A 21,271-nucleotide genomic window follows, 5' to 3' on the forward strand; every position below is an offset into this window, starting at 1 on the left:
CTCTGCGTCACATTCAAGAGCGGACGCGGAGCGCCCCAAGAGGCATTCCCACGCAGAGCGTAGGAACGATCATAGGTCTCTGAGTGGACATGCAGCCGTGACGCTCTGCGTCACGCAAGCGCGGACGCAGAGCTTCCCAAGAGGCATTCCCACGCAGAGCGTGGGAATGATCATCGGTCGTCAAGGCATACCTGGACGGGCTGGATCCTCAAGCCGGAACAGCCTTGGCTTTCGGCTCACGCGCCCAGACACGGTGCTGTGCAATGGCGTCAAAGAACGCTTCAAACGAAGCGCTATCCGATACGCACAGCAGGCCGGTGTCTTCATCCAGATGCAGCAGCTTCAACAACTCTTTGGCTTCTCCGGACAGCGAGATGGCCTTGAGGTGCTTGTAGGCTTCCAGGATGAAGTGCAACGCCACACCGTCGGTGCTCAAGGCTTTCACAGAGTCGGCACCACCCGGTACGAACACTGCGTCGAACGCTACCGATGGCAGGCCTTCGGCTGAAGCATCGACCGGCAAGCTCTTGCCATCGGCTGTCTTGACCGGAGCAGAGGTCGGGCCGAGTACCTTGGCATGGGCGCCTTTGGCTTCCAGTGCAGCTTTCATGGCATCGACTGCTTTCCCATCAACACCGTTGGCAACCAGAATCGCCACCTTGCGCGAAGCGATATCGCCAGACAGCAGATTGTCCTGGCTCAGCGCAGGGGACGGTTTCACGGACGCCTTGCTCGCTGGAACCGTACGCGCGGTCGGCGCTGGCAAACCGAGGTTCGCTGCAACACGGCCAGCCAGTTCCAGATCAATGTTGGCCAGAATCTCGTTGACCTGACGGGCACGGATGTACTCGCGCTCGACCTTGCCCAACTCGAAGCTGTAGGCCGCGATGATGTGCTCTTTCTCGTGGTGGCTCATGCTGTTGAAGAACAGTGTGGCCTGGGAGAAGTGATCGCCGAACGATTCGCTACGCTCACGCACCTTGTGCGCTTCGACGCGCTCGGGATAGGTCTCGAAACCGCCATCGACGGCTGCCGCTGGAGTTTCTTTCGGCCAGCCGCCATCGATCGAGTTCGGCTCGTAGGAAGCGCGGCCCTTGTCGATGGTGGTGCGATGCTGCGCGTCACGCTGGCCGTTGTGGTTAGGCGAAACAGGACGGTTGATCGGGATCTCGTGGAAGTTCGGCCCACCCAGACGGCTGATTTGCGTGTCGGTGTAGGAGAACAGACGACCCTGCAGCAGCGGGTCATTGGAGAAATCGATACCCGGCACCACGTGGCCGGGACAGAACGCGACCTGCTCGGTCTCGGCAAAGTAGTTGTCCGGGTTGCGGTTGAGCACCATCTTGCCCAGCGGCGTGACCGGCACCAGTTCCTCGGGAATGATCTTGGTCGGGTCCAGCAGGTCGAAGTCGAACTTGTGCTCGTCTTCTTCGGACACGATCTGTACGCCCAGTTCCCACTCGGGATAGTCGCCCATCTCGATGGATTCCCACAGGTCGCGGCGGTGGAAGTCGGTGTCTTTACCGGCCAGCTTCTGGGCTTCATCCCAGACCAGCGAGCAGACGCCGTACTTCGGCTTCCAGTGGAATTTCACGAAGCTGGATTTGCCTTCGGTGTTGATCATGCGGAACGTGTGAATGCCGAAGCCCTGCATGGTGCGCAGGCTTTTCGGAATGGCACGGTCAGACATGGTCCAGAGCACCATGTGCGCGGATTCCGGCACCAGCGAAACGAAGTCCCAGAACGTGTCGTGAGCCGACCCGCCGGTAGGAATTTCGTTGTGCGGCTCGGGCTTCACGGCATGCACGAAGTCGGGGAACTTGATGGCGTCCTGAATGAAGAAGATCGGCATGTTGTTGCCAACCAGGTCGAAGTTGCCTTCTTCGGTGTAGAACTTGACCGCAAAGCCGCGCACGTCACGCACGGTATCGCCCGAGCCGCGTGGACCCTGGACGGTGGAGAAACGCACGAACACCGGGGTCTTGTGGCCCGGATCACGCAGGAAACCTGCCTTGCTCAGTGCGCCATGGTTTTCATACGTCTGGAAATAGCCATGCGCAGCAGTACCGCGGGCGTGGACGATACGCTCCGGGATGCGCTCATGGTCAAAGTGCGTGATCTTTTCACGCATGATGAAATCTTCGAGCAGTGATGGGCCACGACTGCCTACTTTGAGGGTGTTCTGGTTGTCGGCAATCTTCACACCCTGATTGGTGCGCAGCGCCTGTTGAGTGGCGTCGGAACGGAACTGCTCGAGGCTGTCCAGCTTGGCGTTGGTGTTGCCACGATCCAGTGTGTCGGTGCCGGCCAATTCGCTCTTGGACGTTTCGGTCACCGGTGTTTTCTCATCAGACATCAGAAAAACTCCTCATTTTCGACCCAATCATGGAGTTGGGTTCGCTGATTACGACTCCCTGGGCGTTCGCCGGAAATCACGGTATCCAAGAAGTGACCGGGTTGAAAAACAGCCGTTCCGTTTATTTTTTGATCATTGGCGCCAGCGGTCACGTTATGTCCGTCCGGCAGGTCGCCCTGCAAATAAATGCTAAGCACAGCGGGCCGGACAGGCTAAAATGCGCGCCCGGCTCAATCCGGCCGAGGTAACGAAGCAAGCAGGCACCGCCCGCTGCGCTGATTTTTTAACGCGCCCCCACAAGGTTCGCTCCGTGATCGAGTTTCATAACGTCCACAAAACCTATCGGGTGGCAGGCAAGGAAATTCCGGCCCTGCACCCCACCAGCCTGCGCGTCGAAGACGGCCAGGTGTTCGGCCTGATCGGTCATTCCGGTGCTGGCAAAAGCACGCTGCTGCGCCTGATCAACCGCTTGGAAACGCCCAGCGGCGGACAGATCGTGGTTGACGGTGAAGACGTCACTGCGCTGGACGCCAATGGCCTGCGTCGTTTTCGTCAGCAGGTCGGAATGATCTTCCAGCACTTCAACCTGCTGGCCTCCAAGACCGTGGCCGACAACGTCGCCATGCCGCTGACCCTGGCAGGCGACATGTCGCGCAACCACATCGACCAGCGCGTCGCCGAGTTGCTGGAGCGGGTTGGACTGTCCGATCACGCGAAAAAATACCCGGCGCAGTTGTCAGGCGGCCAGAAGCAGCGCGTCGGCATTGCCCGCGCCCTGGCCACCAAGCCGAAGATTCTGCTGTGCGACGAAGCCACCAGCGCACTGGACCCGCAGACCACTGCGTCGGTCCTGCAACTGCTGGCCGAGATCAATCGTGAGCTGAAGCTGACCATCGTGCTGATTACCCACGAGATGGACGTGATTCGTCGCGTCTGCGATCAGGTCGCCGTCATGGACGCCGGCGTGATCGTCGAGCAGGGCAAGGTGGCCGATGTGTTTCTGCATCCGCAGCACCCGACCACCAAGCGCTTCGTGCAGGAAGACGAACAGATCGATGAGAACGAACAACGCGACGACTTCGCCCACGTTCAGGGCCGTATCGTGCGCCTGACCTTTCAGGGCGATGCGACCTACGCGCCGCTGCTGGGCACCGTGGCGCGGGAAACCGGCGTCGATTACAGCATCCTGGCCGGTCGCATCGACCGCATCAAGGACACACCTTACGGGCAACTGACGCTGGCCATTACCGGCGGCGACATGGACGCTGCATTCGCGCGCTTCACCGCCGCTGATGTCCACATGGAGGTGCTGCGCTGATGGACGCCTTTCTGAACCTGTTCTCCAACGTCGACTGGTATGAAATCTGGGTCGCCACCGGCGATACGCTGATCATGCTCAGTGTGTCGCTGGGCTTCACCATCCTGCTCGGCCTGCCGCTGGGCGTGCTGATGTTCCTGACCTCGCCACGCCAACTGCTGGAACACAAACAGCTGTACGCCACGGTCGGGCTGATCGTGAACATGCTGCGTGCCTTGCCGTTCATTATTCTGCTGATCGTCATGATGCCGCTGACCGAGATCATCACCGGCACATCGCTGGGCATTCTGGGTACGCTGCCGCCGCTGATTGCCGGCGCCACGCCGTTCTTTGCACGTCTGGTGGAAACCGCCCTGCGTGAAGTCGACCGCGGCATCATCGAAGCCACACAGGCCATGGGCGCCACCACCCGGCAGATCATTCTCAAGGCGCTGCTGCCCGAGGCGCGGCCTGGCATCTTCGCAGCGATTACCGTCACCGCCATTGCACTGGTGTCCTTCACCGCCATGGCGGGTGCTGTGGGTGCAGGCGGGCTGGGCGATCTGGCCATTCGTTATGGATACCAACGTTTTCAGAACGATGTGATGTTCGTGACGGTCGTATTGTTGCTGGTGCTGGTGCAGATTCTGCAAACCGTCGGCGACAGACTGGTCGCGCACTTCACACATCGTTGATCGAATCAGTTGGCATCGGCCTGCCACAGGCGGGCCTCAAAGGAGTTGTTGCATGAAAAAGCTATTGGCCGTATTTGCCGCCGTAACCGCACTGTCCGCACAGGCCAACGAAACCCTGACGGTCGCAGCCTCGGCCGTGCCCCACGCCGAGATCCTGGAGTTCGTCAAACCGACCCTGGCCAAAGAAGGCGTGGACCTGAACATCAAGGTCTTCAACGACTATATCCAGCCGAACGTGCAGGTGTCGCAGAAGCGCATGGACGCCAACTTCTTCCAGCACCAGCCGTATCTGGATGAGTTCAACAAGGGCAAGGGCACCGATCTGGTCGCCGTGACCAAGGTTCACGTCGAGCCCTTCGGTGCCTACTCGGACAAATTCAAGAAGCTGGATGAGCTGCCAAACGGTGCCAACGTCGCGCTGCCCAACGATGCCACCAACGAAGGTCGTGCGCTGTTGCTGTTGGCCAAGGCCGGTCTGATCACTCTGAAGGACCCGACCAGCATTCTGTCCAAGCCTTCGGATGTGGTGAACAACCCGAAAGACCTGAAATTCCGCGAACTGGAAGCCGCCACGCTGCCACGCGTGCTGACCCAGGTCGATCTGGCGCTGATCAACACCAACTACGCGCTGAGCGCCAAGCTTGATCCGACCAAGGACGCGCTGATCATCGAAGGTGCAGAGTCGCCTTACGCCAACATTCTGGTTGCCCGCCCGGACAACAAGGACTCGGACGCGATGAAGAAACTGGCCGCTGCGCTGACCAGCCCGGAAGTCAAAACCTTCCTGGCCGAGAAGTACAAAGGCGCAGTGGTTCCGGCGTTCTGAATCCCTGACCGCTAACTGCCTGATCGTGCCAACGCTCCGCGTTGGCATGCAGCCTGTGACACTCTGCGTCACACTCCAGAGCGGACGCGGAGCGTCCTGAGCGGCGTTACCACGCTGGAGCGTGGGAACGATCAAGCCTGATCCGACACTGATCGTGCCCATGCTCCGCGTTGGCATGCAGCCCGTGACACTCTGCGTCACAAATGGCACAGGTTGCAGATTCAGTGAGCCGGGCGCATGACGTGCATAACGATGAGCGCAGGAACGTGGGAACAATCTGTCGATCCGTGCGCTTCCAGCTACGCCTCAATCCCTTTCCAGCAACACCGGTAACTGCGCCACCAGCTTCTGCGCGTTCAGTGGCGAGCGGATGAAGCCGCGTTGTCTGCCGTCCGGACCGATCAGGGCCAGGTTGCCGCTGTGATCGACGGTGTAACCCGGCTTGCTGGTGTCTGCCGGAATGAACGGAATACTCAGTGCGCTGGCCAGTTTCTGGATGTCCGCCACAGGCGCAGTCAGGCCGATGTAGCGCGGGTCGAAGTAGCCCAGGTACTGCTTGAGCTGCTGCGGCGTGTCGCGGTTGGGGTCGACGCTGACCAGCACAACGCGCATGTTGTCCACGGCTTCCTGAGGCAGCTTCGTTCTGATGTCACGTAGCTGCGCCAGCGTGGTGGGGCAGATGTCTGGGCAATAGGTGTAGCCGAAGAACACCAGCGTCCATTTACCCTTCAGCTCGTCCACGGCCACCGGTGCGCCGTTCTGATCATTCATGCTCAACGAAGGCAGGCTGCGGCTTTGCGGCAGCAGGATGACGCCTGCGTCGATCAATGCCGTCTGGTCTCCCGGGCCTTTGCCGGACAGCACGCGGTTGATGGTCAGGCCCATGATCAGGGCAACGACAGCGACAAGGATGAAGACGGTTTTCTGGGTTCGGGTCATGGCATCAACAGTAGGTAATGATCGGCGAGCAGCGCGATGAACAGCAGGAACAGGTACCACACAGAGTACTTGAACGTGTCGATCGCGGCGTGCGGTCGAGTGCCACGGTACAGCACCCAGCTCCATCGCAGGAAGCGCAACCCCAGCGCCAGCGCGCAAAGCAGATAAAGCAGGCCGCTCATGTGAATCACGTACGGCAGCAGACTGACCGCCAGCAGGATGCAGGTGTACAGCACGATATGCAGCTTGGTGTAGTGCTCGCCGTGGGTCACCGGCAGCATCGGGATCTCGACGCGGGCGTACTCGGCCTTGCGATGGATGGCCAGCGCCCAGAAGTGCGGCGGCGTCCAGGCAAAGATGATCAGCACCAACAGCAACGGCTCGGCGCTGACCTCCCCGGTCACCGCCACCCAGCCCAGCAATGGCGGCGCAGCCCCGGCCAGCCCGCCGATGACGATGTTCTGCGGCGTGGCACGCTTGAGAAAGCCGGTGTAGATCACCGCGTAACCGAGCAGCGATGCCAGTGTCAGCCAGGCGGTCAGGGCGTTGATGAAGATGAACAGCAACGCCTGACCCGACAGCGCCAGCAACAGCGCAAAGCTCAGCGCCGCGACAGGCGGGACGCGTCCCTGAGCAATCGGCCGATGATGAGTGCGCGCCATCTGCGCGTCGATGCGCCGGTCCAGCACATGATTCACCACAGCCGCACCCGCCGCGCACAGACCGATGCCCAGATTGCCGACGATCAGCGTTATCCATGACACCGCCGTGTCAGTCGCCAGAAACATGCCGATCATGGACGTGATCAGCATCAGCAGGACCACCTTGGGCTTGGTCAGCTCAAGGTAGTCCTGCCACAGGCTGTACAGCGAACGCTGGCGGGTCAGTGAAGTCATTTCAAGGCATCTCTCGATGTCAGGCTCGCACGGGCGATGCTTGCCAGTGCGCCGTTTTCGATACGCGGCACTGGCCACGGCCCTGCGACGCGATAGTTGATCAAGGTCACGCACAGCATCAGAACCGCGCCGCCCGCACTGTGTGCCACCGCAAGGACCAACGGCAAGTGCAACAGCACGTTGCCCAGCCCGAACAGAAGTTGCACACCGAGCGCCGACACCAGCAGCACCGCCAGCCTGTTGAGACCGACACGCCTGAGCTGCCAGGCCAGCGCAAGCAGGGTCAGCGAGACAAGCACCGCGCCCATCCGGTGCGTGAGGTGGATGGCCGTACGCGCCTCACTGTCGAGATGGCCACCCTGATAATTCGGGCCGATGTGCTGGGTCAGATGAAACGCATTGCTGAAGTCTGCCTCCGGCCACCAGCGCCCCTGACACGTGGGCAGATCCGTGCAGGCCATCGCCGCGTAATTGGCGCTCACCCAGCCACCCAGCGCGATCTGCAAGGCCAGGAGGATAAGCCCGAGCACTGCCAGCATCCGCAGGCGCGCAGGTATTCGTTGCAGAGCAGGGCGGACGCCGCTCAGGCGCAGGCTCAGCAGGAACGACAGGCTCAAGGTTGCGACGCCACCCAGTAGATGAACCGCGACCACGGGCGGCCAGAGCTGCAGCGTAACGGTCCACATGCCGAACGCTGCCTGCGCGGCCACGATGCCCAGCAGTCCCGCCGCGAGCTTGAACGGATGCCCCGCCAGATGCCGATGCCTCCAGGCCTGCGCCGCCAGCAGCAGGATGAGCAGCGTCAGGCCGCCCGCGAAATAACGATGGGTCATCTCGCTCCAGCCTTTGTCCGCCTCCACGGGCGTATCCGGAAAATTCAGCTGCGCATGCTCAAGCTGCCGCTCGGTGCCGGGCACGCCGATGAAGCCGTAGCAGCCCGGCCAGTCGGGACAGCCCAGCCCCGCGTGAGTCAGGCGCGTGTAGGCGCCGAGCATCACGACCACCAGCGCAAGGACGGTAGCCATTAACGCAAGACGAAATCCGGGGCGGGTCATGACCATCTCCCTTCAGCCGATGTTCGAGAGTTTCAGCAGGCGGCGCAGGTCTTCGAGCAGGTCCTTGCCGTTGACGTTTGCGTCGTAGCGCAGCACCAGATTGCCGTGCGGATCGATGATCCACAGGTAAGGCGTCTGCAGGTCGGGCGCGAGCGTGCGGTAGCGCGACAGGTCCAGTGGATAACGCAGCAGGCGCGGGTATTCCCGGTTCAGCTTCGCAGCGTAGTCAGCGTCGAGCGGCTGAGCACCGGCCAGCGCATGGCTGGCACGAGCCGCGTCCCGCCCCAGCCCGATCTGCACCTGCCGCGCCAGATACACCAGCTGCTGACACGTCGTCTCGCAGCGACCGGGCGTGCTGACCAGCAGTTGCCAGCGTCGCTCCCCGGCCGAGATACCCAGATCCATACGGCTCTGGCCATTGCCGATCAGGTAACCGTGATAACTGCGGCTCTCGGGCACCCAGAACCCGAAGACGTACATGCACGTGGCCAGAATCATGGGCGCAAAGGCGATCAGCACCACCAACAGCAATTGCAGACGTCCTTTGCGCCGACGCCTTGCATCAGGCATGTCGATGGGGTTCATGGCGGTTCCCATGCTTGTCCTCCTGCGCGGTTCGACCGAGCACCCGGCCTCGGTACAGATAAAGGCACAGCAGCGCGGTGGACAGCGCAAACCAGTGCACCGCATAGCCCACATGCTTTTCAGGGCTGATCGCTACCACCGGCCAGTCGACCCGGTAGGCCACCGGTCCCGGTTCAAGCCTCAGTTCATGGGGATAACCTTCACGTCCCAGTTCGCTCCACAGCTGGTCGGCAAAAACTGCGTTTACCAGCCTTGGCCAGGAGCCTTGTGGCGCATCAGGTTCAAGCTGAAAGGGCGCACGGGCGGGCACGTAGACCCACGCGTCCAGCTCCTGCACGTTATTGGGCGTATTGACGACCGGCCTCGCGCGTCGGTCCTTCCAGGGCAGCCAGCCGCGATTGACCAGTAGCCAGAGCCCGCTGGCGTGATCCATGAAGGGCTGGAGCAGCTCGACGCCCGCACGGCCGTCGCGAATGCTGTTGTCCAGCAAAACGCTATGGGCTGAATCGAAGTGGCCACGAATGTGCACACGACGCCAGGCGGGGACCTCGGCGTACAACAACTCGCCGATGCTGACGGGGACCGCGGCGCGGCGCTCGTTGTACTGGCTGAGCATCAAGCGCTTCTGTTCGCCCCGTTCCAGTTGCCAGAATCCCAGAGAGATCAGAACCGGCAGCAGGAGCAACACGATCAGCGTCGGCCACACTCCCGGTGCGAAGCGCTTCATCACAGCCTCCGGTCCGGCATGATGGCCGGACCTATACTCCAATGCATCATCGCGATTGCTCCTGGAGTCCTCTCATGCTCAAAGCAGCGATTGTTCTAATGCTGGCTGCCACGGTGGCCAGCCTGTTCAGCGGCCTGTTCTTTCTGGTCAACGACGACGATCACTCGACCCGTCTGCTCAAGGTTCTGGCGTTGCGCGTCATCCTCGCCGGGCTGACCCTGATTCTGATCACCTGGGGGTTCTACAGCGGGCAACTGCCGTCACCCTGATGATGATCGTGTCCATGCTTTGCATGCTCTGCGTCACAAAGCGGACGCAGAGCGTCCTGAGAGGCGTTCCCAAGCGGAGCGTGGGAACGATCAGAGCCAGCCGCGTACACAATCGGAAGGCCCTCTAAATCACGTACACGAACACAAACAGCCCGACCCACACCACGTCCACGAAATGCCAGTACCAGCTCGCCGCTTCGAAGCCGAATTGATGCTCGGCGTCGAAATGCCCGCGCAGAATGCGGATCAGCATCACCAACAGAATGAGCGTGCCCATCGTGACGTGGGCGCCGTGAAACCCGGTCAGCAGAAAGAAGGTCGCGCCGTAGATGCCGGATCCCAGTTTCAGACCCAGTTCCTGATAGGCATGGATGTACTCTTCGACCTGAAAGAACAGAAAGGTACAGCCCAGCAGGATGGTCAGCGCCAGCCAGCGCTTCAGCGCGGAGCGGTGTCCTTTCTTCAGGGCATGATGGGCGAACGTGATCGTCACGCTGGAGCTGACCAGCAGCACGGTGTTGAGCAACGGCAGTTTCCACGGATCAACAATGCCGCTGGGTGCCGGATAGAGTTTCGGGTCCGGCGTATCGAGCATCGGCCACGTGTATTGGAAGTTCGGCCAGAGCATGTTCGAGATCCCGTTCGCCCCTTCGCCGCCCAGCCACGGCCCGACCCAGATGCGCACGTAAAACAGTACGAAGAAGAACGCCAGAAAGAAGCTCACCTCGGAGAAGATAAACCAGGCCATGCCCCAGCGAAACGAGCGGTCCATCTGCGCGCTGTACAGACCTGCCCGACTTTCCTTCACCACTGCGCTGAACCATCCGTACATCATGTACGCCACCAGTAGCGCGCCGATGAAGAAGATCAACGGACCATTGGAATCGGGCCGCTCGGCTTTCATGTCGTTGAACCAAGTACCCAGCCCGAACATCGTGATCAACAGCGCCACGGTGGCAATGATCGGCCATTTGCTCTGGGCCGGAACGTAGTAATGCTCGTGGGGCGTTGCCATCTCAGTCTCCTTTGACCACCGCTCTTTCGAGCCTTTTGGCCACTGGCACAGCGGGCGTGCGGCGCTCGGTGATGTCGAACAGCGTGTAGGCCAGCGTAAGGTTCTTCACCTCTGCGGGCAGGTCGCGATCGACGATGAAACGCACCGGCATCTCGATACGCTCACCCGGTTGCAGCACTTGTTGGGTGAAACAGAAGCACTCGGTCTTGTGAAAATAGGCCGCGGCCTGACCCGGCGAGATACTGGGTACGGCCTGGGCTTTCATCGGTTGGTCGGTCGGGTTCTGCGCCACGAATATCATCTCGTTGACCGCACCCGGATGAACCTCTATCTGGTCCGTCCGGGGATAGAACGCCCAGACCATGCCAGCCGAATTGGATGACAGGAACTGCACTTTCACCTGACGTGTTTCATCGATAATTTGCGTGCCCTGATACTGATCGCCGGTTTTGCCATTGATGCCGAAGGCCTTGCACATCACGTCGTAAAGCGGCACCAGCGCGAAGCCGAAGGCGAACATGACCAAAGCCATCAGCAGCAGGCGGGTGGTGAGTCGTTTGAGAGGCAATGTCTGATTCATGCGCAACTCACTTCACGTCCGGCGGTGTACTGAAGGTGTGATACGGCGCAGGCGAGGGCAGGCTCCACTCCAGCCCCTCGGCACCGTCCCAGGGTTTGGCCGGTGCCGGTGCGCCGCCCCGGATGGTTTTGATCACGATAAACAGAAACAGTAGCTGGGTTGCGCCAAAGGTGAAGGCGCCAACCGACGAGAGCATGTTGAAATTGGCGAACTGCAGGTTGTAATCCGGAATCCGGCGCGGCATGCCGGCCAGGCCGACGAAATGCATGGGGAAGAACGCCAGGTTCATGCCCACGAAAGACAGCCAGAAATGCAGCTTGGCCAGGGTTTCGTCGTACATGTGCCCGGTCCACTTCGGCAGCCAGTAATACGCCGATGCAAAGATCCCGAAGATCGCTCCGGGCACGAGCACGTAATGAAAGTGCGCCACCACGAAGTAAGTGTCCTGATACTGAAAATCCGCAGGCGCAATCGACAGCATCAGCCCGGAAAACCCGCCGATGCTGAACAGAATCACGAACGCCACGGCAAACAGCATCGGCGCTTCAAACGTCAGCGACCCTTTCCACATGGTGCTGACCCAGTTGAACACCTTCACGCCGGTCGGCACGGCGATCAGCATGGTGGCGTACATGAAGAACAGCTCGCCCACCAACGGTACGCCGACCACGAACATGTGATGCGCCCAGACGATGAAGGACAGAAACGCAATGGCCGCAACCGCATAGACCATCGAGGTGTAGCCGAAGAGCGGTTTGCGCGAGAACGCAGGAATGATCGAACTGACGGCACCGAAGGCAGGCAGGATCATGATGTACACCTCGGGATGACCGAAGAACCAGAACACGTGCTGGAACAGCACCGGATCACCGCCGCCTGCCGCATTGAAGAAGCTGGTGCCGAAGTGAATGTCCATCAGCATCATGGTCACGCACCCGGCCAGCACCGGCATCACGGCGATCAACAGAAAGGCGGTGATCAGCCAGGTCCAGACGAACAACGGCATTTTCATCAGCGTCATGCCGGGCGCGCGCAGGTTGAGAATGGTCGCGATCACATTGATCGCCCCCATGATGGAACTGATACCCATCATATGAATGGCAAAAATGAAGAAGGTCACGCTTTCGGGTGCATAGGTCGTGGACAGCGGGGCATAGAAGGTCCAGCCGAAATTGGGTCCGCCGCCGGGCATGAACAGGGTTGAAACCAACAGCAGGAATGCCGCAGGCAGCAGCCAGAAGCTGAAGTTGTTCATGCGCGGCAGCGCCATGTCCGGCGCGCCGATCATCAAGGGAATCATCCAGTTGGCCAGTCCGACGAAAGCAGGCATCACGGCGCCGAAGACCATGATCAGGCCATGCATGGTCGTCATCTGGTTGAAAAACTCCGGCTCGACGATCTGCAGACCCGGCTGGAACAGCTCGGCGCGAATCACCATGGCGAACGAACCGCCCAGCAGGAACATGGTGAAACTGAACCACAGGTACATCGTGCCGATGTCCTTGTGATTGGTGGTCAGCACCCAGCGCATCAGGCCCTTGGCAGGACCTTGGGCATGCTCATGGCCAGCGTGGCCATGGTCGTCAATCACTGCACTCATGTCGGTCTCCCGAGGCAAAAAATGTGCTGAGCGGACACTGCTCTTGTGGGAGGCGGCTTGCCGGCGATGAAATCAATGCGGTGTATCAGAAAAATCGCGTCATCGTTCATCGCCGGCAAGCCGCCTCCCACAGTCCCGTTTTTGCTGTGCGAGAGCGCTACGTCGAAGACGTGGTGGCGCCTCCCACGGTCTCCTTCGCTGCGAAACGGCACCCCATTCATGGCTGCACCTGCTTGAGCGTCAGCACTTCCCTGGGCGTGACCATGTCGCCCTTGTTGTTGCCCCAGGCGTTGCGTTCGTAGGTCACGACGGCGGCGATATCCACCTCTGACAGCTGTTTGCCGAACGCCGCCATGGCTGTGCCCGGCTTGCCGTTGACGACGATGTTCAAGTGATCGGCAATCGGGCCGGTAGCGATCTTCGAGCCCTTGAGAGCCGGGAACATCGGCGGCAGGCCTTGCCCTTCAGGCTGATGACAGGCCACGCAAACGGTGTGATAGACCTTGTCGCCTTGGGCGATGAGCTCTTCGCGGGTCCAGTCCTTGCTGGTCAGCTCCTTGAGCCTCGCGGCCTCCTGCTTGCGCCCGGCCAGCCAGTTTTCATAATCGGCGGGCGAGCGGGCATCGACCACGATGGGCATGAAGCCGTGGTCCTTGCCGCACAGTTCGGTGCATTGGCCTCGGTAGATGCCGGGCTTCTCGATCCGCGTCCAGGCTTCGTGAATGAACCCTGGGACCGCGTCACGCTTGACCGCAAACGCTGGCACCCACCAGGAGTGGATCACGTCGGCTCCAGTGACCAGAAAGCGGATCTTCTCGCCGACGGGCAGCACCAGAGGCTGATCCACTTCCAGCAGGTAGTGCTCGCCCTTGTCGTCACGGTTGTGGATCTGATGAGTGGTGGTGGCGAGGTTGCTGAAGAACTCGACGTCCTGTCCCAGGTACTTGTAGTGCCATTTCCATTGATAACCGGTGATCTGGATATCGACGTCCGACTCGCTGGCGTCGTACATGCTGATCAGTGTGCGGGTGGCCGGGATGGCCATGGCGACCAGTATCAGGAACGGGACGACAGTCCAGAGGATCTCGACCGTGGTGTTTTCATGGAAATGCGCAGCCTTCTGGCCTGCGGAGCGACGATGCGCAACTATCGACCAGAGCATGGCGCCAAACACCACCACGCCGATCACCACGCAGATCCAGAAGATGGTCATGTGCAGATCGAAAACGGCTCCGCTGACCACCGACGCGCCGGGTGACATATTGGTCGTCCAGTCTGCATGTGTCTGCTCGAACGCTGACCACAGCAGCAGGCCCATCCAGACCCTTGGATGCCGCATTTCGGGTTCCCCCACACACTCTTGTTCTACGCGGATCACGCCGCGGGCAAGGCAGTGGGCTACCGACTGCAGGACCGTGACCAGAGGCCACAAGCCGACTTCCTCAAACGTCGAGTATAGACACGGCACGAGGAACGCAACGCAGCGCCGGATGAGTGCACAGTGGCAAACAGTGAGCTGATTGGCCGATTGGTCCTTGGGAAAACGCTCAAAAAGAGGGTTTTTAGAGCGAAAACATATAAATGTGAATCGGTTATGACAAAAACGTCTGAGGTATTTAGTTAATCAAGCTAACGTATGACTTTGATCAATAACACCCACCTGGTTATATGCTTTCAGGAGCCCATACCGTCATGAACACGGCCGCATTGCGCGAGCAGATACAACGAGCACAACAGCACGAGGCCGAGACAGGCCAACTGCTGCAACAGCTGAAAATTCAGCTTCCGCACCTTCATCCTGCCATCCACCTGCCCGAAGTTGACGCACAGGGCGCACTGACACGTTTTGTCACCGCTTATATCGACCTGGTCCCCGACCTGCTGGACGCCGCTCATGAAGTGGCGATCGAGGCAGGCATCGAAGGCCAGATCAAACCGGTACTCAAGATTGCCGAGCAATTTTTTACCGCACCACCTGAAATCATGCAGGGCCATGAAGGACTCGACAGCCTGCTGGATGAGGCCTATCTGGCGCACCGTCTGGTCGAGGAAGTAAACGATCTTTATATCAAGCACTTCGGCCAGCCGCTGATTCCTTCCAATACGACGGTTGCCAGCGTGATTGCTCACCAATTGATCGGCGAACAGTTTGCCAATCAACTGGACGAGGCCGTCCATCACGCGGTTGATCAATTGCTTGATGATGAGGATTTCGCGCTGGACTCGGTCGAGGCCTATCGCGAGAAACTGAGCAGCCCCGACACCGAAGCCGCCTGGAAGCGCTGGCCGAGTCTGTCACGTCAATTGGGTATCGGTCTGGAACTGGAACGTTCCGCGGGCTGATTCGCCACCGAATTCATGTCTTCGCCGCAAAGGAAGGAGCCGAATGATGCTCCGCTGCTACGCGAAGACCCATCCGGCTCCCTGTGCCGATCATCAACAGCAGATTGAATCAGGCGGCGCCTGAACCAATCCCCGTGTTGGTGTACACCCTTCCTTCGAGTCGACGCTTCAAGCCCCGAGGTTCAATCACCAGCTTGGTCCCGTGAGCGGCATTGGCACGCCCCCAGTCTTCAAGCAGCTCCAGACAGGAGTGGTCGATGTAGGACAGGTTGTTCAACGGCACATGCAACGTGCTGCCGACCGGAACAGTGCCCAGCACCTGAGTCAGCGCTGGCACTTTCAGGAACGTCGCGGCACCCACCAGACGCAGCTCGTATTCGTTCTTGCCCGGCAGCTCGACCAGATTGATCTTCAGTCGCGACGCCTTGAGCGCCAGTTTGACAAGGGTCAAACCGAAGCCGACCAGAACGCCGGTCAACAGGTCAGTGAAGATGATCGCGCCAGCGGTTGCAGCGTAGGTGAACATCGGCATGCGACCGTAGCGACCCAGCCCCTTGAACGTCTTCAGATCGACCAGCTTCAGACCGGTGTACACCAGCACACCGGCAAGGCTCGCGACCGGAATGCTTTGCAGCACGCTGGACAGCAGCAGGACGAACGCCAGCAGCCACAGGCCATGGAAAATCGTCGAGAAGCGGGTTGTCGCACCGGCCTGAACGTTGGCCGAACTGCGCACGATCACACCCGTCATAGGCAGGGCGCCCAACAGGCCGCACAGCATGTTACCCACGCCCTGAGCGCTCAATTCCTTGTCGAAGTCCGAACGCACGCCGCTGTGCATGCGGTCCACCGCTGCGGCAGAGAGCAGTGTTTCGGCACTGGCGATGAAAGCCACGGCGATGGCCGCGATCAGGATCGCAGGATCGGCCAGGTTCATCAGGTCGGCGGGGCGCAGCCAGTCGATGGCGTCGGAGAGGTTTTCAGGTACCTGGACACGCTTGACGTCCAACGCCATGAACAGGCTGATGGCGGTCGCGATACCGACACCCAGCAGCGCACCCGGAACGAAGCGCAGCGACGCAGGACGAATCTTGTCCCAGCCCCACATGATCAGGATGGTACCCAGGCCCAGCATACCGGCTTGCATACCCGATCCCGGCCCAAAGGCCTGGACCAGCGTCGTCGGGAAACCGATCAGGTTATCCAGCCCGGAGGGTTTCGGTCCGCTGTCGAACATCACATGGGCCTGTGACAGCACGATCAGAATGCCGATACCGGCGAGCATGCCGTAGACCACGGCCGGTGCCGTGACACGGAACCAGCAACCGAGCTTGAAGCGACCGGCCAGCAATTGAAGCAGGCCTGCCAGCAACAGAATCGGCCCCAACATCGCCATTCCGTGCTCGCGCACCACTTCGAAGACCAGTACCGCCAGACCTGCAGCCGGACCGCTGACCTGCAAGGGCGAGCCGGCCAGCCAGCCGACGACAAGACCACCGATGATGCCGGTGATCAGGCCCTTGGCAGGTGGCATGCCGGATGCGATTGCGATCCCCATGCACAAGGGCAGGGCTACCAGGAACACGACCACGGAAGCGAGCAGCTCCCGTGGTAAAACAGATTTCAATGCTGTAGCACCCATGACACTTCTCCGGGATTCTTCAGACGAGGCAAAGCTGGCGGCGCGCTCCATGCGCAGCCGCCACCAGCTAAAGAAGGGTGTGCCGTCAGTCGTGACTGATATCAGTCAGCTGAAAAGCGTGCTTTCGGGGAAGCCATCGGTGTCGGGCCCGAGCCGTCGAGCGGCACGAAGCGGTCACTTTCAGCGTCATAGGCCAGGATTTCACTGGTTTCGATGCTGTAGACCCAGCCGTGAATGAACAGCTGACCGCTGGCCATCTTGGCTGCAACCGAAGGGTGCGTGCGCAAGTGATGCAATTGGGAAATCACGTTTTCCTGAGTCAGGACCTGCATGGTTTCCAGCTCGCCACTGCAACTGCAATTCTGTTCAACGACAGTACGGGCAACCTCTGCGTGGCGCAGCCAGGCTTTTACCGTCGGCATCTTGTCCAGGCTGTCGGGATTGAGCACCGCCCGCATGGCACCGCAGTCAGAGTGACCGCAGACGATGATGTGTTGTACGCCCAGCGCAACGACCGCGTATTCCAGAGCCGTGGATACACCACCGTTCATCTGGCCGTAAGGCGGAACGACGTTGCCGACGTTACGGGTCACGAAAAGGTCGCCCGGCGAGCTCTGAGTGATCAGCTCGGGAACGATGCGCGAATCCGCGCACGTAATGAACATGGCTCGCGGCGATTGTGCGGTAGCCAGTTTCTTGAAGAGTTCTTCCTGTTGGGGGAAGACTTCCTTACGAAAATGTACAAAGCCATCGACGATATGTTTCAACGCTACGTCGGCGCTATCCGAGTGGCTATGTGTGCTGGCCGACGTAGCCGACGGCTGTTTATCCATGTCTCTCATGTCTTCATCCTCTCTGACGGATTGATGTGGATTTCTCATGCGTGCTTAACCAGAGCCGGATGTGATCCCTGTTGTTTGGCCTCACGAACAAATCCTTTGAACGCTACCGCTGGTGTCACTCCGAGTTACAGACTAAACGCCCAAGCTTAAGTGAAACTGAATGCGACCGCTCTGGAATGCGGGTTTGCACGATAGTCCCAAGTTCGTTACAGCAATGACATCTGCCCGCCCGGAGGGCAAAACGCATCGCAATCGAGCACGAAACTCTCACGCCTGTTCAATCCCAACCGCTTGATCGACATCGCATAACGTTGAGCAAGCAGGTCTGCAAATGGACCTTCACCGCGCATGCGAGTGCCAAACTGGCTGTCATACAGCGCACCGCCCCGGCTCTGGCGGATCAGACTCAACACATGATCGGCGCGCTGGGGGTAATGCGTCTTCAGCCACTCGTCGAACAAGGGCGCCACTTCAAGTGGCAGGCGCAGCATCACATAACTTGCGCTCAAGGCTCCTGCCGCCTTCGCCTCGCCCAGCATGGCTTCCAGTTCACTGTCGTTGATCATCGGAATGATCGGCGCACACAGCACGCCAACCGGCACACCGGCCTGACGCAACACCTTGATCGCCCTCAACCGTGCCTTGGGTGCTGCGGCCCTGGGCTCGAGGATGCGCTTGAGCTCGTCGTCCAGCGTCGTCAGGCTGATGAACACCGATACCAGCCGCAGCCTGGCCATTTCCGCCAGCAGATCCAGGTCACGCAGGATCAGCGAGCCTTTGGTAATGATGCTGACCGGGTGACGATAGCGCAGTAATACCTCCAGCGTGGCGCGGGTGATTTTATGCTCACGCTCGATGGGTTGGTAAGGATCGGTATTGGCACCCAGCGTGATTGGCGCGCAGCGGTAACCGGGCTTGGACAGCTGTTGTTCCAGCAACGCCGCCGCGTTGGTCTTGGCGATCAGCTTCGTCTCGAAATCCAGGCCCGGCGACATGTCCCAGTACGCATGGCTGGGCCTGGCGAAGCAGTAAATGCAGCCATGCTCACAGCCTCGATACGGATTGATCGAGCGATCAAAGGGAATGTCCGGAGAGCTGTTGCGGGTGATGATGCTCTTGGCGGTCTCGAAGGTGACTGTCGTGCCCTGTGTCATCGGCACTTCCTGATACCAGCCATCGTCCTCGGCAACGGAACGACTGGGTGCGAAGCGGTTGTGCGGGTTGGTGGCGGTTCCGCGGCCGCGAATCGGAGAGGAACTGGACATGGAGTGTCGCCTGAATACTGTTTTTATATACAGTACATCACTATACAAATGACCACTTCACAAATACCAACAACCCTGACAAACGGCACAGCGGGTCAGTGACAGGCGATGCCCGTCTTTAAATCCGGTAACAGGAAAGCGTTTCCCTTGCCGACGCCATTCCGTTATCACTCGTCCCCGGACGGCTTATGGAAAAGCCCGTCCAATCTCACTATCCGCACTGAAAAGGATTTCAGGCATGCACACCGTTTTTTCCGTAGCGGCCCTGACAGGCGCTTCAATGTTATCGCTCTCCTTCATGCAGGCCCATGCGGCCGGGCATTCTGACGGCAGCAAGCCATTTGATCAGTACCACTGGGTCACGACCCACAATTCGTACGAAAAAATAAACCAGAACCTCAAGGAAATGCCCCAGCAGTTATCAGATGGCGTGCGGGGCTTCATGCTCGACCTTTACACGGATCACAAGCAGAAGGGTTTCAACCGAATAATCGTGTGTCACAAGAGCCTCGCCTGCTATGGACCTTGGGGCAATCATCTGAAAAATGAATTCATTCCATTCCTCAAAGCCAATCCAGCTGAAGTGGTCACGCTGTTCCTGGAAAGCTACGTGACCCGCGACGACCTTCAGCAGGTCTTCGCCAGCGTTCCTGAACTGGCCGATTACTCATTCGATCCTGACAACTTCGCGAACGAACAGTGGCCGACGCTGGATGAAATGGCGCGTAGCAATAATCGCCTTATTTTGCTGACTGACCGATCGGAACTGGAAGGCGACTACGCCGTGGGGAACAAAGCCGTCAAAGTGCTTTATGACCAGGACTGGCTGGTACAGAACCGCTGGGACACGCTGGGGGCGGTGGCCACAAGTCTGTTGGCTTTTCATGACTTTTCGTGCCCGACACGCTGGAGCGATGTGCCGCTGAATACCCGAACAGTGGCCCGGGAAACAGGCAAGCGCTGGAACCGGCTGTTTCTGATGAATCAGTTCCACACCGCCACCTCCACGACCTTCGACTCAGGCTCCTTCGACAACAACCTGACCTACCTGATGCACCGCACTGAGAACTGTGGCGTCACGCCAAACTTCATTGGCATCAACAACTATCAGAATGGCGACACACTGGCCTACACACGGGCGCTGACCCGAGGCGGTATCTACTTGTGGGAAAGCTTCAGTGCCGAAAGGACGCAAGACACGGTGTGCGTGATACCCAACGGTACACAAACACTGCTTCTGCCTGAAATGGGTTGCGAGAACGATGAGGCTCAATCGCTTTCGCTGTCGGGTATCGCAAAAGGCACACGGATTACCGTTTTCGACAGTCCCCACGCCAGCACTGACGACGACTACGCCACGGTCGACGTCAAACGGGACATCGGCATTTCCGAGCACGTTATCGTTCATGAATTCGAACGCACGCTCGAGACCGACGACTACCGCGTGAACTACTTCAAGTACAACGGGCTGAATGGCAAGGTTTCCCGGGTGGAAATCCAGGTGCCTTGAAGTGGGTGCTGGAACAAGGCTCGTCTGATCAGGCGAGCCCTTGATACATGGAAACCAGACTGGCAGCCACGTACATAGTGCCACCTGTCATTTCTGTCAGTAGACGATTTTCTCAGCGAGGACTAGCGTAACTGGACGCCAGACTCGACCCGACGCTGGCAACTTACCTGACAGCGAGGTGGGTGATGGCGACGTATGTGGTTCGATTGGCGGCAGATGATTTAAATAAAAAAAAGTATCCCGAGATCAGTGCTGAATTATTTGAAGATGATGAGTTTTTAAGCGCTGTTGTGCTGACGCTCGACACCCGACAGGAATATGAACTCGACATTCAGGGCGACCCTGAAATCGCTGAAGACATGCTGATCGACCTTGCCCTGTCGTTCAGGGAGAAAATCGTTGAGTTGACTGAGAGATGACCCGCCACGGTCCGATGGCTCATGGATCGACCCGAATAAGAGAAAGGAGAACATTGAAATGGCCAACTATGAAGTCAGGCTGTCCGTCGAGGACATAGAGGGCGATGACACGCCCGAGGTAATAGTAGAATTCTGGAACAGCGAGCTTGCCAACGAGCGGACAGGCACACGGGGAGATATCGAATTTACTGCATTTGTAACAGCACCCGGAAAAGGGGTGCCTTACGATACTGTCAAAAGTAAAGCTGATGTAGACGGCAACCAGAAGACCGACGCGAAAGACGACGACATCCTGCTTGAACTGGTCAATGCATTCATGAAAATGGATCTCTCTATAAAAAGTTGACCGTTCACCTGCCGTCCATAAGGGGTCGCTTTGCGCCCCTTATGGAACATGGCATCAGAACTTC

At 59.3% G+C, this 21,271-nt stretch carries 21 protein-coding genes; 8 read left to right on the forward strand and 13 right to left on the reverse strand.

Features of this window, described 5'->3' with window-relative positions:
• Positions 1 to 208 precede the first annotated feature (208 nt).
• The gene (gene katE / locus AC0IXS_RS14335; protein WP_471824940.1) at positions 209 to 2,356 is read right to left on the reverse strand and encodes a catalase HPII; all 2,148 of its coding nucleotides are present in this window, start codon (positions 2,354 to 2,356) and stop codon (positions 209 to 211) included.
• Between the two features lie 310 nt (positions 2,357 to 2,666).
• Between katE and AC0IXS_RS14340 the strand changes: the two genes are divergently transcribed.
• The 3 genes from AC0IXS_RS14340 to AC0IXS_RS14350 are packed head-to-tail and all read left to right on the forward strand — an operon-like array spanning position 2,667 to position 5,174.
• Positions 2,667 to 3,674 (forward strand): methionine ABC transporter ATP-binding protein, encoded by a 1,008-nt coding sequence (locus tag AC0IXS_RS14340; protein WP_471824942.1) that lies wholly within the window; start codon positions 2,667 to 2,669, stop codon positions 3,672 to 3,674.
• A complete protein-coding gene (locus AC0IXS_RS14345; protein ID WP_004882526.1) occupies positions 3,674 to 4,348 on the forward strand; it encodes a methionine ABC transporter permease in 675 nt (224 codons plus the stop codon). Before AC0IXS_RS14340 ends, AC0IXS_RS14345 begins: the two co-directional genes overlap by 1 nt.
• A gap of 52 nt (positions 4,349 to 4,400) precedes the next feature.
• Complete coding sequence (locus AC0IXS_RS14350; protein ID WP_004882525.1) at positions 4,401 to 5,174, forward strand: MetQ/NlpA family ABC transporter substrate-binding protein; 774 nt, start codon at positions 4,401 to 4,403, stop codon at positions 5,172 to 5,174.
• A 306-nt stretch (positions 5,175 to 5,480) separates the two neighbouring features.
• Here the strand turns inward: AC0IXS_RS14350 and AC0IXS_RS14355 are convergent, their stop codons facing one another.
• From AC0IXS_RS14355 to AC0IXS_RS14375, 5 genes are read right to left on the reverse strand one after another with little or no spacing between them, the layout of a single operon-like run.
• Complete coding sequence (locus tag AC0IXS_RS14355) at positions 5,481 to 6,113, reverse strand: SCO family protein (protein ID WP_004882524.1); 633 nt, start codon at positions 6,111 to 6,113, stop codon at positions 5,481 to 5,483.
• Positions 6,110 to 7,009, reverse strand: a complete 900-nt coding sequence (cyoE, locus tag AC0IXS_RS14360) for a heme o synthase (RefSeq protein WP_137202765.1) — start codon at positions 7,007 to 7,009, stop codon at positions 6,110 to 6,112. Before cyoE ends, AC0IXS_RS14355 begins: the two co-directional genes overlap by 4 nt.
• On the reverse strand, positions 7,006 to 8,064 hold the full coding sequence (locus AC0IXS_RS14365) for a COX15/CtaA family protein (RefSeq protein ID WP_471824945.1): 1,059 nt from the start codon (positions 8,062 to 8,064) through the stop codon (positions 7,006 to 7,008). The genes cyoE and AC0IXS_RS14365 overlap by 4 nt, the downstream gene beginning before the upstream one ends.
• Before the next feature lie 12 nt (positions 8,065 to 8,076).
• Entirely contained in the window at positions 8,077 to 8,661 is a 585-nt protein-coding gene (locus tag AC0IXS_RS14370) for a hypothetical protein (RefSeq protein ID WP_057409885.1), read from the reverse strand.
• On the reverse strand, positions 8,627 to 9,376 hold the full coding sequence (locus AC0IXS_RS14375) for an SURF1 family protein (RefSeq protein ID WP_057409884.1): 750 nt from the start codon (positions 9,374 to 9,376) through the stop codon (positions 8,627 to 8,629). Before AC0IXS_RS14375 ends, AC0IXS_RS14370 begins: the two co-directional genes overlap by 35 nt.
• 74 nt (positions 9,377 to 9,450) lie before the next feature.
• Here AC0IXS_RS14375 and AC0IXS_RS14380 point away from each other — a divergent pair, with 74 nt between their 5' ends.
• Positions 9,451 to 9,645, forward strand: coding sequence for a twin transmembrane helix small protein (locus AC0IXS_RS14380; protein WP_057409883.1), 195 nt, complete (start codon positions 9,451 to 9,453; stop codon positions 9,643 to 9,645).
• A gap of 124 nt (positions 9,646 to 9,769) precedes the next feature.
• Here the strand turns inward: AC0IXS_RS14380 and AC0IXS_RS14385 are convergent, their stop codons facing one another.
• From AC0IXS_RS14385 to coxB, 4 genes are all read right to left on the reverse strand, one after another.
• The gene (locus AC0IXS_RS14385) at positions 9,770 to 10,660 is read right to left on the reverse strand and encodes a cytochrome c oxidase subunit 3 (protein ID WP_122667963.1); all 891 of its coding nucleotides are present in this window, start codon (positions 10,658 to 10,660) and stop codon (positions 9,770 to 9,772) included.
• A gap of 1 nt (position 10,661) precedes the next feature.
• Positions 10,662 to 11,240: a cytochrome c oxidase assembly protein gene (locus tag AC0IXS_RS14390; protein ID WP_191953882.1), complete on the reverse strand. Its 579-nt coding sequence runs from the start codon at positions 11,238 to 11,240 to the stop codon at positions 10,662 to 10,664.
• Between the two features lie 7 nt (positions 11,241 to 11,247).
• A complete protein-coding gene (gene ctaD / locus AC0IXS_RS14395; RefSeq protein ID WP_137202761.1) occupies positions 11,248 to 12,840 on the reverse strand; it encodes a cytochrome c oxidase subunit I in 1,593 nt (530 codons plus the stop codon).
• 217 nt (positions 12,841 to 13,057) lie between these two features.
• On the reverse strand, positions 13,058 to 14,179 hold the full coding sequence (coxB, locus tag AC0IXS_RS14400; RefSeq protein WP_191957355.1) for a cytochrome c oxidase subunit II: 1,122 nt from the start codon (positions 14,177 to 14,179) through the stop codon (positions 13,058 to 13,060).
• A gap of 353 nt (positions 14,180 to 14,532) precedes the next feature.
• Here coxB and AC0IXS_RS14405 point away from each other — a divergent pair, with 353 nt between their 5' ends.
• Entirely contained in the window at positions 14,533 to 15,183 is a 651-nt protein-coding gene (locus AC0IXS_RS14405) for a hypothetical protein (RefSeq protein ID WP_122667965.1), read from the forward strand.
• A 109-nt stretch (positions 15,184 to 15,292) separates the two neighbouring features.
• On the opposite strand, the gene AC0IXS_RS14410 is transcribed toward AC0IXS_RS14405, so the two are convergent.
• The 3 genes from AC0IXS_RS14410 to AC0IXS_RS14420 form a co-directional block, all read right to left on the reverse strand.
• Entirely contained in the window at positions 15,293 to 16,825 is a 1,533-nt protein-coding gene (locus AC0IXS_RS14410) for a SulP family inorganic anion transporter (protein ID WP_004882513.1), read from the reverse strand.
• A 101-nt stretch (positions 16,826 to 16,926) separates the two neighbouring features.
• Entirely contained in the window at positions 16,927 to 17,667 is a 741-nt protein-coding gene (locus AC0IXS_RS14415) for a carbonic anhydrase (protein WP_025996481.1), read from the reverse strand.
• Between the two features lie 206 nt (positions 17,668 to 17,873).
• A complete protein-coding gene (locus AC0IXS_RS14420) occupies positions 17,874 to 18,932 on the reverse strand; it encodes a PA0069 family radical SAM protein (protein WP_057409876.1) in 1,059 nt (352 codons plus the stop codon).
• 280 nt (positions 18,933 to 19,212) lie between these two features.
• On the opposite strand from AC0IXS_RS14420, the gene AC0IXS_RS14425 reads away from it, so the two are divergent.
• From AC0IXS_RS14425 to AC0IXS_RS14435, 3 genes are all read left to right on the forward strand, one after another.
• Positions 19,213 to 20,442: a phosphoinositide-specific phospholipase C-related protein gene (locus tag AC0IXS_RS14425; protein WP_206756825.1), complete on the forward strand. Its 1,230-nt coding sequence runs from the start codon at positions 19,213 to 19,215 to the stop codon at positions 20,440 to 20,442.
• Positions 20,443 to 20,627: 185 nt separating this feature from the next.
• Positions 20,628 to 20,861, forward strand: coding sequence for a hypothetical protein (locus AC0IXS_RS14430; RefSeq protein WP_004882508.1), 234 nt, complete (start codon positions 20,628 to 20,630; stop codon positions 20,859 to 20,861).
• Positions 20,862 to 20,919: 58 nt separating this feature from the next.
• Positions 20,920 to 21,207, forward strand: coding sequence for a hypothetical protein (locus AC0IXS_RS14435; RefSeq protein ID WP_137202759.1), 288 nt, complete (start codon positions 20,920 to 20,922; stop codon positions 21,205 to 21,207).
• The last annotated feature ends 64 nt before the right edge of the window (positions 21,208 to 21,271 follow it).

Source organism: Pseudomonas sp. AC016 (assembly GCF_979253365.1).